Source organism: Chromobacterium phragmitis (genome assembly GCF_003325475.1).
Classification (GTDB): domain Bacteria; phylum Pseudomonadota; class Gammaproteobacteria; order Burkholderiales; family Chromobacteriaceae; genus Chromobacterium; species Chromobacterium phragmitis.
Genome location: NZ_CP029495.1, coordinates 703,367 through 715,734 on the forward strand (window position 1 = coordinate 703,367; position 12,368 = coordinate 715,734).

General features: G+C 63.5%; 15 protein-coding genes. 2 read left to right on the top strand and 13 right to left on the bottom strand.

Annotation, left to right across the window (positions count from 1 at the left end; genetic code table 11):
- The first annotated feature begins 44 nt into the window (after nt 1-44).
- Entirely contained in the window at nt 45-1,004 is a 960-nt protein-coding gene (locus tag DK842_RS03505) for a histone deacetylase family protein (RefSeq protein WP_114060116.1), read from the top strand.
- A gap of 66 nt (nt 1,005-1,070) precedes the next feature.
- Here DK842_RS03505 and plsY read toward each other — a convergent pair whose 3' ends face one another.
- Nucleotides 1,071-1,691 carry a glycerol-3-phosphate 1-O-acyltransferase PlsY gene (plsY, locus tag DK842_RS03510; RefSeq protein ID WP_114060117.1) on the bottom strand — a complete coding sequence of 207 codons (621 nt, stop codon included), beginning with the start codon at nt 1,689-1,691 and terminating at the stop codon, nt 1,071-1,073.
- 84 nt (nt 1,692-1,775) lie between these two features.
- On the opposite strand from plsY, the gene folB reads away from it, so the two are divergent.
- A complete protein-coding gene (folB, locus tag DK842_RS03515; RefSeq protein WP_114060118.1) occupies nt 1,776-2,135 on the top strand; it encodes a dihydroneopterin aldolase in 360 nt (119 codons plus the stop codon).
- Between the two features lie 9 nt (nt 2,136-2,144).
- On the opposite strand, the gene DK842_RS03520 is transcribed toward folB, so the two are convergent.
- The 12 genes from DK842_RS03520 to deoC form a co-directional block, all read right to left on the bottom strand.
- Nucleotides 2,145-2,435: a hypothetical protein gene (locus DK842_RS03520; RefSeq protein ID WP_114060119.1), complete on the bottom strand. Its 291-nt coding sequence runs from the start codon at nt 2,433-2,435 to the stop codon at nt 2,145-2,147.
- Nucleotides 2,436-2,525: 90 nt separating this feature from the next.
- Nucleotides 2,526-2,906, bottom strand: coding sequence for a group II truncated hemoglobin (locus tag DK842_RS03525; RefSeq protein ID WP_114063587.1), 381 nt, complete (start codon nt 2,904-2,906; stop codon nt 2,526-2,528).
- A gap of 73 nt (nt 2,907-2,979) precedes the next feature.
- On the bottom strand, nt 2,980-4,236 hold the full coding sequence (locus tag DK842_RS03530; RefSeq protein ID WP_114060120.1) for a D-amino acid dehydrogenase: 1,257 nt from the start codon (nt 4,234-4,236) through the stop codon (nt 2,980-2,982).
- 102 nt (nt 4,237-4,338) lie between these two features.
- Nucleotides 4,339-5,196, bottom strand: a complete 858-nt coding sequence (locus DK842_RS03535; protein ID WP_114060121.1) for a CheR family methyltransferase — start codon at nt 5,194-5,196, stop codon at nt 4,339-4,341.
- 67 nt (nt 5,197-5,263) lie between these two features.
- Entirely contained in the window at nt 5,264-5,596 is a 333-nt protein-coding gene (erpA, locus tag DK842_RS03540; RefSeq protein ID WP_406850323.1) for an iron-sulfur cluster insertion protein ErpA, read from the bottom strand.
- A 117-nt stretch (nt 5,597-5,713) separates the two neighbouring features.
- Nucleotides 5,714-6,742, bottom strand: coding sequence for an N-acetyl-gamma-glutamyl-phosphate reductase (gene argC, locus DK842_RS03545; protein ID WP_114060123.1), 1,029 nt, complete (start codon nt 6,740-6,742; stop codon nt 5,714-5,716).
- A gap of 129 nt (nt 6,743-6,871) precedes the next feature.
- Complete coding sequence (rpsI, locus tag DK842_RS03550; RefSeq protein WP_114060124.1) at nt 6,872-7,264, bottom strand: 30S ribosomal protein S9; 393 nt, start codon at nt 7,262-7,264, stop codon at nt 6,872-6,874.
- A 15-nt stretch (nt 7,265-7,279) separates the two neighbouring features.
- Nucleotides 7,280-7,708 (bottom strand): 50S ribosomal protein L13, encoded by a 429-nt coding sequence (gene rplM / locus DK842_RS03555; protein ID WP_076225664.1) that lies wholly within the window; start codon nt 7,706-7,708, stop codon nt 7,280-7,282.
- 376 nt (nt 7,709-8,084) lie between these two features.
- Nucleotides 8,085-8,795 carry a purine-nucleoside phosphorylase gene (gene deoD, locus DK842_RS03560; protein ID WP_076225665.1) on the bottom strand — a complete coding sequence of 237 codons (711 nt, stop codon included), beginning with the start codon at nt 8,793-8,795 and terminating at the stop codon, nt 8,085-8,087.
- A 91-nt stretch (nt 8,796-8,886) separates the two neighbouring features.
- Nucleotides 8,887-10,104: a phosphopentomutase gene (locus DK842_RS03565; protein ID WP_114060125.1), complete on the bottom strand. Its 1,218-nt coding sequence runs from the start codon at nt 10,102-10,104 to the stop codon at nt 8,887-8,889.
- Between the two features lie 15 nt (nt 10,105-10,119).
- Nucleotides 10,120-11,445 carry a thymidine phosphorylase gene (deoA, locus tag DK842_RS03570; RefSeq protein WP_114060126.1) on the bottom strand — a complete coding sequence of 442 codons (1,326 nt, stop codon included), beginning with the start codon at nt 11,443-11,445 and terminating at the stop codon, nt 10,120-10,122.
- Between the two features lie 112 nt (nt 11,446-11,557).
- On the bottom strand, nt 11,558-12,325 hold the full coding sequence (deoC, locus tag DK842_RS03575) for a deoxyribose-phosphate aldolase (protein WP_114060127.1): 768 nt from the start codon (nt 12,323-12,325) through the stop codon (nt 11,558-11,560).
- Between the last annotated feature and the right edge of the window lie 43 nt (nt 12,326-12,368).

The following is a 12,368-nucleotide window of genomic DNA, read 5'->3' on the forward strand; positions in this document are numbered from 1 at the left end:
AAATCACATATTCGCCATCCCATTGTAAGCACGCAGGAGCATTCGTGTTCACTTGGCTGAAAAACCGCCTGCAGCGCAACGGCCTGACCGCCTACGTCACCCATCCGGATTGCCTGCGACACAATATGGGGGTGGGCCACCCCGAATGCCCGGAGCGCCTGACCGCCATCCGGGACCAGTTGATGGCCTCGCAAATCTTCGACAGCCTGCAGGAGGTCGAAGCCCCGGAAGTCAGCTACGAGCAATTGGCTCGGGTGCATCCCCCGCGCTACGTCGAATATCTGGAGGCCTGCGCCCCCAGCGTCGGCACCTTCCGCATGGACCCGGACACCGCGATGTCGCCCGGCACGCTGATGGCCGCGCGCCGCGCCGCCGGCGCGGTGGTGAAGGCGGTGGAGCTGGTGGCAGAGGACAAGGCGCCCAATGCCTTCTGCGCGGTGCGCCCCCCCGGCCACCATGCCGAAAGCAACAAGGCGATGGGCTTCTGCTTCTTCAACAACATAGCAGTCGGCGTCACCCACGCGCTGGCGCATTACAAGTTCGAACGGGTCGCGGTGGTGGATTTCGACGTCCACCACGGCAACGGCACCGAGGAAATCCTGCACGACGACCCGCGGGTGCTGATGGTGTCCATCTTCCAGCACCCGTTCTACCCCTATTGCGGCGATGAGGCGATGGGGCCGAACATGCACAATGTCCCGCTGAAGGCCGGCAGCGGAGGGCGGGAGTTTCGCGAGACGGTGGAAAATGTCTGGTTGCCGCTGCTGCACGCGTTCCAGCCGCAGATGCTGTTCATCTCCGCCGGCTTCGACGCGCACAGAGAAGACGACATGGGTTCGCTGGGCCTGACGGAATCGGACTACGAGTGGGTGACCCGCCATCTGCTGCAGATAGCCGATCAATACTGCGCCGGCCGAGTGGTGTCGGTGCTGGAGGGAGGTTACGACCTGTCGGCGCTGGGCCGCAGCGTGGCCGCCCACATCCGCGTGCTGTCGGACGGTTGAGAAGCCATTCCACAACAAAAAAGCCGCCCGGCGTGGGCGGCTTTGGCTTCGCAGGGCTAACCAGCTTCAGCCGGCGTCGCCCTTGCCGCCTATCTTGTCTTCCTGCCCGGTCATCAGCTTGATCAGGTTGGACTTGTGGCGATGGACCACCACGATGGCGATGATGATGCAGGTTCCGAAAAATACGCTTTGCGGCCCCAGGATGAAGAAAGCGTATACCGGCACCAGCACGCAGGCGATGATGGCGGACAGCGAAGAGATCTTCACCACGAAAGCCATGAACAACCAAGTTGCCAGCGCCGCCAGCGCCAGCCAGGCATTGATGCCGAACAGGATGCCCACCGCGGTGGCCACGCCCTTGCCGCCCTTGAAGCCGAAGAATACCGGCCACATGTGGCCGAACAGCACCGCCAGAGCGCACAGCGCGATGCCCTGCTCGCCCAGGCCGTAACGCGGCCCAAGCCAACTGGCGAGCGCCACCGCCACCCAGCCCTTGGCCCCGTCGCCCAGCAGCGTCAGCGCCGCGGCCAGCTTCTTGCCGCTGCGCAGCACATTGGTGGCGCCAGGATTGCCGGAGCCGTAGTTGCGCGGGTCATCCATGCCCATCGCCTTGCTGACGATCACGGCGAAAGACAGCGATCCGATCAAATAGGCCGCCAGGACAAAGGCAAATGCAGTCGTGGTCATGGTGGAGCGTTATCCGTTGCATTAGAATAGAGAGCTTCGGATTTTACGGTATCAGGCGCCAAAGCCCAACCACCTGACTGACAGATGGACATCATATTCCTGCGCGAAGTGCGCGCCGACACCGTGATCGGCGTGTACGACTGGGAGCGCAAAGCCGCCCAGACCATAGAAATCGATCTGGAAATCGGCATTCCCAGCGACACGCCCTGCCATAGCGACGACATCGGCGACACCATTCATTACGGCGTGGTGGTGGAACGGCTGCGCCAATCGCTGGCCGAACAGCATTTCCTGCTGATCGAAGCGCTGGCGGAGCATATCGCCAAAATGGTGCGGGAAGAGTTCGGCGCGCCCTGGGTGAAAGTGGCGGTCACCAAACTGGGGATATTGCCTGGCGTAAAACGCGTCGGCGTTCAGATAGAGCGAGGCCACCGGCCCAACTGAGCCCCGGCGTCAGTCAGTGTTGAATTTCAGTCTCAGGCCGACATCCTTGCGATGGATGCGCACAGACAGATGAGTGCGTTTGCCCAAATCCACCACCGGATTCAACTTGAGCACCTGGCTGCCGGGATCACGCTCCAGCCGCAATGGCCCGATTTGCACGACCTGCTCCTCGTATAGATCCGGCCGCTTGACCTCCTGATCGCGCGGCGACGCGCACATCATCGCCTGGGGCAGGCAACCGGCAAAGGCCGCCTTTCCTCCCAGTCCGATGGCGAGCAGCAGCAACAGTCGGCGGCCCATGACCTGGCTCCACGAGTGGATACTTTAATCATGGACAAAGCGGGACCAACTTCAAGAATCACTTGAAAGCGAGACAAGCAAGCGCCGCCGTCAGCGGTTGCGCATGAAGTCCGCGGTGTTATAAAACGCCTCCAGCAGCTTGTCCTTCAGCCAGTCCTCCGCCACCAGTTCCCCCACCGCCTTGCGCATGCAGAACATCCACTGGTCGCGCGCGGCTTCGTCGACGGCGAAAGGCATGTGGCGCATCCGCAACCTGGGATGGCCGAAGGCTTCCATATACAGCGAAGGCCCGCCCAGCCATCCAGACAGAAACATGAACAGCTTCTGGCTTGAACCGGCCAGGTCCGCCGGATGCATGTCGCGCAGCGGCTTCACTTCAGGCTCGCTGTCCATGATGTCGTAAAACCGGTCAGCCAACCAACGGACCACCCCTTCGCCGCCCAGCAACTGGTACGGCGTCATTTCCTGCACTTCGTTCAACTCATGCTCCATCCGCCGGCGCGCTGCGGGCCGGCTCTGACTTTCAAGAATGAATGACGCGGCCTCACAAGCCGCAAAACGCGAACGCCAGCTTGGGCTGGCGGCCGCTGACGATTTCCGCCAGCGCCCTGCCCGACCCCGCGCCCTCGGTCCAGCCCAGCGTGCCGTGGCCGGTGTTCAGGAACAGGCGTCCGATGCGGCTCTTGCCTATCAGCGGCACATTGCCCGGCGTAGCCGGCCGCAAGCCGCTCCAGAAGCGCGCGCGCTCCCAATCTCCGGCGGCGGGAAACAGCGCCCTTGCCCGCGACAGCAAAGCCTCGCAACGAATCGGATCCAGGCTGGACGAATAACCGGACAACTCGGCGGTGCCGGCAATGCGCAACTCGTCGCCGAGCCGGCTGAACACCAGTTTGCTCGCCTCGTCGGTCAGGCTTACCATGGGCGCGGCGATCAGACTCCTTACCGGCACCGTCGCGGAGTACCCCTTGGCCGGATAGATCGGCAGCCGCAAGCCCAACGGCGCGGCCAACAGCGGCGAGTGGCTGCCCAGCGCCAGCACGTAGGCGTCGGCGACGACTCTGTCGTAAGCGCCGTCCGGCCGGGTCACCGACACCCCGCTCAGCTCTCCGTTCGCCATCTCCAGCGCGTTGATCCGCGTATTGTAGCGGAACTCCACCCCCAGGCCTGCGGCGGACTCAGCCAAGCCGCGGGTGAAAAGGTGGACGTCTCCCGACTCGTCGTCAGGACACCAGCTGGCGCCGCTGAGCATGGGCAAGGCCGGCTCCAGCGCCGGCTCCAGCGCCAGCGCCTGCATCGGACTGAGCACTCGCTTGTCCACACCCAGCGCCTGCAGCCGAGAGGCGGAGCGGCGCGCGTGGCGCAACTGGCAAGCGTCGTAATGCAAACTCAGAATCCCGCGCGACAAGCGGCGGTAGGTGATGCCGGTCTCCTCGCGCAGCTGGCGCATCGCATCGCGGCTGTACAGCCCCAGCGCCACCATCTGCCGGGTATTTCGCAGTTGCTGGCCCGGCAGGCACTCCGCCAGGAAGCCCGCCAGCCAGCGCCACTGCGCCGGATCTAGCCGGGGGCGGAACAGCAGCGGGGAGTCGTCGCGCCACAGCCAGCGCAAGATCTGCCATGGCGCGCCCGGATGGGCCCAAGGCTCGGACTGACTGACCGACAGCTGGCCGCCATTGGCGAAGCTGGTTTCCCGCGCCGCGCCGCAAGCGCGCTCCAGCACCACCACCTCATGCCCCATCCTGGCCAGGAACCAGGCGGAGGACACGCCCACCACGCCAGCCCCGAGAACCGCCACTCGCATACCGCCTCCATGCTAAAGATAACGGGCACGACTGGCTTGCCCGTAAGAGACGAATGGTAATGGCAATCGCGGCGGGCCGCGACTGTTTTGTCGGACAAATGCCTATTTTTTCGCGTGTTCGTAGACGGTCTTGCCGCGCAAATGGAAATAATCGGACGCGAAGTAGAAATTCTCCGAATGGCCGACAAACAGCAAGCCGTCCGGCTTCAGCAGCGGCGCGAAGCGCTTGAGCACGCCGAACTGGGTATCGCGGTCAAAATAGATCATCACGTTGCGACAGAAGATGGCGTCGAACTGCTTGCGCACGCTCCAGTTTCCCTCCACCAGATTCAGCCGCTGGAAAGTGATCATATTGCGCAACGCCTGCTTGGCCTGATAGCTGCCGTCCGGCTGCTTGTCGAAATACTTGACCGCGTGCCCCGGCGGCAGGCGCGCGATCTTGTCGGCAGGATAAATCCCCTTGCGCCCCGTCTCCAGCACGCTGGTATCGAGGTCGGTGGCCAACACCGTGACATTGGGCCGGGAGGCTCCTGGAAACGCTTCCAGCGCGGTGATCGCCAGCGAGTACGGCTCCTCGCCGGTAGAGGCCGCAGCGCACCAGATCGACAGCTCTCCGCCGGCCGCGGCCTTCTTCTTCAGATGCTCGGCCAGAATCGGAAAGTGATGCTCTTCCCGGAAGAAGAAGGTCAGATTGGTGGTCAGCGCATTGACGAACTGCTCGAACTCGCGCTTGCCGCCGATCGACTCCAGGAAATCGACGTAGGCGGCGAATCCCGGCAGCTTCAGCTCGCGGATGCGGCGCACCAGCCGGCCGTACACCATATCCTTCTTCGACGGGTTCAGCGAGATACCCGCCTCCTTGTAGATCAACTTGCGGATGCGCTCGAAATCGGCGTCCGTAAAAGAGAATTCGCGATTGAATTCGATCTTGGGCAATACCACCGGCGGCAGCTTGTTCATGTCCTGGATTCCACAGCAAAAAGGCCCGGGGCAAGGGCCCGGGCCTGGTTCTTACCTGCGTTCAGTATCACACCGAGAACGAAGAACCACAACCGCAAGTGGTGGTGGCGTTCGGGTTGCGGATCACGAACTGCGAGCCTTCCAGGCTTTCCTGATAATCGATCTCGGCGCCGACCAGGTACTGGTAGCTCATCGGATCGACCAGAAAGGTCACCCCCTGGCGCTCGATCGCCGTATCGTCCTCATTGGCGATCTCGTCGAACGTGAAGCCGTACTGGAAGCCGGAACAGCCGCCGCCGGTGACGAACACGCGCAGTTTCAGATCGGGATTGCCCTCTTCAGCGATCAGATCCTGCACCTTGGCGCAGGCGCTGTCGGTGAAGTTGATCGGGCTCGGCATTTCGGTAGCAGCTTCTGTCATGTGTAACCTCGCAATTCAATCGGGCCGGTCGCGGCCATTCACCCACTATTTTAGTCGGATATCGGGGCGAATGGCGAGCGTTCAAGTCCCGCCCGCTCAAGGCAGCAACGGCACCACGTCCAGACCCGCGCCCTCCTGCAGGCCGAACATCAGGTTCATGTTCTGCACCGCCTGGCCGGCAGCGCCCTTGACCAGATTGTCGATCACCGACAACACCACCACAGTGTCGCCCCCCTGCGGCCGGTGCGCCGCGATGCGGCACAGATTGGCGCCGCGCACCGAACGCGTTTCCGGATGACTGCCGGCAGGCAAGACATCGACGAAGGCTTCGCCGGCGTAGCGCTGCTCGAACAGGCGCTGCAGGTCGACATCCTTGGTCAACCTCGCGTACAACGTCGCGTGGATGCCGCGTATCATCGGCGTCAGATGCGGCACGAAGGTCAACCCCACCGGTTTGCCATTCGCCCTGGCCAGTCCCTGGCGGATTTCAGGCAAATGGCGGTGGCCCGACACGCCATAGGCCTTGAACGAGTCGCCGGCCTCGGCGAGCAGCGCGCCGATCTCGCCCTTGCGGCCCGCGCCGGACACGCCCGATTTGCAATCGGCGATCAGGCTGGACGCATCAATCGCGCCCGCCTCGATCAGCGGCAGAAAACCCAGCTGCACCGCAGTCGGATAGCAGCCCGGATTCGCCACCAGCCGGGCGCTGCGGATCGCCTCCCGGTTCGCTTCCGGCAGGCCGTAGACGGCATCAGCCACCAAATGCGGCGCGGCATGCTTGACGCCATACCACTTCTCCCACTCGAACACGTCCTTGATGCGGAAGTCGGCGGCCAGATCCACCACCCGCACCCCAGCGTCCAGCAGCGCCGCTGCCTCCTGCATCGCGATGCCATTGGGCGTAGCGAAGAACACCACGTCGCAATCCAGCAGCCTGGCTTCGTCCGGCGTGGTGAAGGCCAGATCAATGCGACCGCGCAGGCTGGGAAACATTTCATCGACGCGAATGCCCGCGTCCTTGCGCGAAGTCACCGCCGCCACGCTGGCGTCAGGGTGCCTGGCCAACAAACGCAATAGCTCGACGCCGGTGTACCCGGTGCCTCCGACGATCCCAACCTTGATCATGGCCAGCCTTTATGTAAAAAAATGTCGCAAAGGCGACATTTTAGACAGGCCGCGCTGTAGCGGCAAGCATACAAATAGAAAAAACCGCCAGGCAAGCCAGGCGGTTCTTTCTTTGCAGAATCCTTGCGATTAACGCTTGGAGAACTGCTTGGCGCGGCGTGCTTTGCGCAGACCGACCTTTTTACGCTCAACTTCGCGAGCGTCGCGGGTTACGTAACCAGCGGCGGACAGCGCGGCCTTCAGGGCTGCGTCGAAGTCGATCAGAGCGCGGGTGATGCCGTGGCGGATCGCGCCGGCTTGGCCGGTTTCGCCACCGCCAACCACGTTTACCTTGATGTCGAAGGATTCGACGTTCTCGGTCAGAACCAGCGGCTGGCGGATAACCATGCGACCGGTTTCGCGGGCGAAATACTCGTCAACCGGCTTGCCGTTAACGATGATTTGGCCGGAACCCTTTTGCATGAACACGCGAGCCACGGAGCTCTTGCGACGGCCAGTGCCGTAGTAGTATTTACCGTTCATTGTTAAGCCTTAAAATCAGATTTCCAGCACTTTGGGCTGTTGGGCGGCATGCGGGTGCTCGGCACCGGAGTACACCTTGAGCTTCTTGATCATGGCGTAGCCCAGCGGACCCTTAGGCAGCATGCCTTTCACGGCCTTTTCCAGAACGCGTTCCGGGAACTGGTTTTGCAGCTCGGTGAAAGTGCGCTCGTAGATACCGCCCGGGTAACCGGAGTGACGGTAGTACTTCTTGTCTTGAGCCTTGGTACCGGTCACGCGCAGCTTCTCGACGTTCACCACGACGATGAAATCGCCGGTATCGACGTGCGGAGTGAATTCCGGCTTGTGTTTGCCACGCAGGCGGCGGGCGATTTCGGCAGCCAGGCGACCCAGCACCTTATCGGCGGCGTCGACCACGTACCATTCGCGCTTTACCTCATGCGGCTTGGCAGAAAAGGTCTTCATGGAACTCTTCCATCGTAATTCTTGAAAGTTACGGATTCTAGTGCAGTGGCCGCCCTGCTGTCAAACCCTTGTGCGGCAACAGATTTCCATACGGCGGCAAACGGCGGAAATCGACCCGAAAACGGGCCAAAAAAAAAGCGCAACGCTGATGCGTGTTGCGCCAAGTTCCACCTAAGAAGGAGGATGGAGGAGACAACACCAGGAACGCCACAGTGCGTAACGCCCTGATGCAATACCGATTATCGGTATCCCATCGGGATTAGGCAAGCACTTTTTGTGCAGTGCACGATAAGCGATGTGCGCAGATGAGACACCCCAACCCTGCAAGCGAAAACGGACGCCTGCCGGCGTCCGTTTTTCAAAGGCTTTCAGTGATTTACAGCTTGATCGCGGCGTCCAGCGCCACTTCCATCATGTCGCGGAAGGACGTCTGGCGCTCCTCGGCGCTGGTGGCCTCGCCAGTCGGGATGATGTCGGACACGGTCAGAATGCCGGCCGCGCGCGCGCCGTACTGGGCAGCCACGGCGTAGATGCCAGCCAGCTCCATCTCGATCACGTTCACCTGCATCCTGGAGAGCACGTCCAGCATGTTGGGCTGCACGCCGTAGAACAGGTCGGCGGAGAATACGTTGCCCACCGTCACCTTCTTGCCCTGCTCGGCGGCGGTGTCCACCAGGGTGCGCAACAAGGTGTAGTCGGCGATGGCGGCGTAGTCGTGATCGTTGAAGCGCATGCGGTTCACCTTGCTGTCGGTGGACGCGCCCATGGCGATGAACAGCTCGCGCAGCTTGATGTCCGGCGTCACCGCGCCGCAGGAGCCGATGCGGATGATGTTCTTGACGCCGTAGTCCTTGATCAGCTCGGTGGTGTAGATGCTGGCCGACGGAATGCCCATGCCGTGCGCCATCACCGACAGACGCTTGCCCTTGTAGGTGCCGGTGTAGCCGAACACATTGCGCACGTTGGTGACCCGCTCGGCGCCTTCCAGGAAGGTTTCGGCGATCAGCTGGGCGCGCAGCGGGTCGCCCGGCATCAGTACGGTTTCGGCGAAGGCGCCGTCTTTGGCGTTGATATGCGGGGTAGCCATTGAAGGTCTCCTCTTTTTAGATGTTTGGGCCGTCCGGCATCGGCGGACGGGAAATGCGGCGCCGGGCCGCATGCGGCCCGGCTAAACGACGTCAGCCCAGGAAGGACGTGCCGTAGTCCATCTTGGGCAGGCCCAGATGGCTGGCCACGCTCTGTCCGATGTCGGCGAAAGTGGCGCGCTCGCCTATCGGCCCTGCCTTGACCTTCTTGCCGTAGCACAGCACCGGGATATGCTCGCGGGTATGGTCGGTGCCCGGCCAGGTCGGATCGCAGCCATGATCCGCGGATAGGATCAAAATGTCGTCGTCGCCCAAGGCGTTCATCACTTCCGGCAAACGAGCGTCGAATTCTTCCAGCGCCGCGGCGTAGCCGGCGGTATTACGGCGGTGGCCGTAGCTGGAGTCGAAATCGACGAAGTTGGCCATGATGATGGCGGGCTTGTCCTGATGCTGGCGCATGGCGGTCAGCGTGGCGTCCCACAACTGGTCAAAGCCGGTGGCCTTGTGCTTGTGGGTAATGCCGACGTGGGCGTAGATGTCGGCGATCTTGCCGATCGACACCACGTCGCCGCCGGCGTCGGCCAGCTTCTTCAGCACCGTGGCCGCCGGCGGCTCCACCGCCAGGTCCTTGCGGTTGCCGGTGCGGGCGAACTTGCCCTTGCCTTCGCCGACGAAGGGCCGCGCGATCACGCGGCCGATATTGTACGGCTCCAGCAGCTCGCGGGTGATCTTGCACAGCTCGTAAAGCTTGTCCAGGCCGTAGGTCTCTTCGTGGCAAGCGATCTGGAATACCGAATCGGCCGAGGTGTAGAAGATCGGCTTGCCGGTCTGCATGTGCTCCTCGCCCAGACGGTCCAGGATCTCGGTGCCGGAAGCGTGGCAATTGCCCAGATAGCCGGGCAAGCCCGCCTTCTCGACGATGGCGTCCAGCAGTTCCTGCGGGAAGCTGTGGTCATGCTCGCTGAAATAGCCCCAGTCGAACAGCACCGGCACCCCGGCGATCTCCCAGTGGCCGGACGGCGTGTCCTTGCCGCTGGAGATTTCGCGGGCGTAGCCGTAGGCCGCCAGCGGCGCGGCCGGGTCCATCCCTTCCGGGAAGTAGCCGGACGACAGCTGACAAGCGTGGGCCAGGCCCATCCTGGACAGATTGGGCAGCTTGAGCGGACCGCTGCGGCTGATGTCAGCGCGGCCGGCGGCCGCCTCCATCGCGATGTGGCCCAGCGTGTTGCTGCCGGCGTCGCCGAACTTCGGCGCGTCGGCTGCCGCGCCGATGCCCAGCGAGTCCAGTATGATGATGATTGCGCGTTTCATATTGCCTCCCCGGCCTTATTCGCCGCGGATGATCTGGTAAACCTGCGGCAGCGCGGCGGGCGCCGCCTCGTCGATGCGGATGGCGGCCTTGACCCGACGCGCCGCGTCTTCGAAGCTCGCCTCGTCGGCGGCGTGGACCATCATCAGCGGGGTGTCTTTGCCGATATTCTGTCCCAGTTCCACAAACCGCGACAGTCCCACGCGGAAGTCCAGCACGTCGGTAGCCAGGCGGCGTCCGCCGCCCAGCGCGCATACCGCCATGCCGATGCCGCGGGTGTCCATCGCGCCGATGTAGCCGGCGCGGTCGGCGTAAACCGGGCGCACGATGGGCGCCGGCGCCAAGTGGCGGTCGTAGTTCTCCATGAAGTCGGCCGGACCGCCCAGCGCGGTCACCATGCGGCCGAAGATCTCGGCGGCGCGGCCGGAGTCCAGGCCCGCTTGCAGCTTGGCGCGGGCATCTGCCTCGTCGCTGGCCAGCTTGCCGCCGATCAGCATTTGCGCGCACAGCGCCATGGTCACTTCGTGCAGGCGCGGGTTGCGCTCGTCGCCCTTCAGGTAACGCACCGCCTCGCGGGTTTCGATGCTGTTGCCGGCGGTGGACGCCAGCGGCTGGCTCATTTCGGTGATCAGCGCGGTGGTGGCCACGCCGGCGCCGTTGCCCACCTTGACGATGCGTTCGGCCAGTTCGATGGACTTCTGCATGGTCGGCATGAAGGCGCCGCTGCCGGCCTTCACGTCCATCACCAGCACGTCCAGGCCCGCCGCCAGCTTCTTGGACAGGATGGAGGCGGTGATCAGCGCGATCGACTCCACCGTGGCGGTGACATCGCGGGTGGCGTAGAAGCGGCGGTCGGCCGGGGCGAGGTCCGACGTCTGGCCGATGATGGCCACGCCGACTTCCTTCACCACCTTGCGGAACAGCTCCGGGTCCGGGAACGGGTTATAGCCGGGCACCGCGGACAGCTTGTCCAGCGTGCCGCCGGTATGGCCCAGGCCGCGGCCGGAAATCATCGGCACGAAGCCGCCGCAGGCGGCGACCATCGGCCCGAGCATCAGCGACACCACGTCGCCGACGCCGCCGGTGGAGTGCTTGTCCACGATGGGGCCCGGCAGGTTCAGGTCTTTCCAGTGCATGCGGCGGCCGGAGTCGCGCATGGCCAATGCCAGATGCACGTTCTCTTCCAGCTCCATGCCATTGAAGTAGATGGCCATCGCCAAGGCGGCGATCTGGCTGTCGGCCACGCTGTTGTCGGTGATGCCGGCGACGAATTGCTGAATGTCCTGTTGCGACAGCGTCACGTTGTCGCGTTTCTTGCGAATGATTTCCTGCGGCAAAAACATGGCATTCTCCTGCCTGATACCCATCGCGCTGCAGAATGAAACGGCGATGGGCGGTGCGGCCGGGAAATCGCCCGGCCAGAGTGCGGTACCCCCGCGAATTCCTGATATCCGATCAATAGCCGCTGGTCGGCTTGGCGACGCCGCCGGCGATCTCGATCTGCAGATTGGCCAGCAGGCTGGACGCGCCAAAGCGGAAATGGCGGGCGCTCACCCAGTCCTCGCCCAACAGGCGCGCGGCCAAAGCCAGGTACTCGGCTGCCTCGGTGGCGCTCTTCACGCCGCCGGCCGCCTTGAAGCCGCACTGGCCGCCTTGCTCCTTGATCACGCTCAGCATCGCCTCCGCCGCTTCCAGCGTGGCGTTGACCGGCACCTTGCCGGTGGAGGTCTTGATGAAATCCGCGCCGGCGCGGATGGAGATCTCGCTGGCTTCGCGGATCAACGCCGGGTCTTTCAGCTCGCCGCTCTCGATGATCACCTTCAGCAGCTTGCCGCCGCAGGCTTCCTTGCAAGCCTTGACCAGTTCGAAGCCGATGTCGCGGTTGCCGGCCATCAGCGCGCGGTACGGGAACACCACGTCCACTTCGTCGGCGCCGTAGGCGATGGCAGCGCGGGTCTCGGCCACCGCGATGGAGATGTCGTCATTGCCATGCGGGAAGTTGGTGACGGTGGCCACCTGCACCTCCGGGCAGCCGGCTTCGCGCAGCGTCTTCTTGGCGATGGGCACGAAGCGCGGGAACACGCAGACCGCAGCGACGATGCCGTCCTGGCTCTTGGCCTTGCGGCACAACGCGGCCACCTTCTCGTCGGTATCGTCGTCGTTGAGGGTGGTCAGGTCCATCAGGGACAGCGCGCGGCGCGCGGCTTCAATCAGTGCAGACATGTCTATCTCTCTCGTATGCGTCCAAGGGGCGCAAACCGCATGA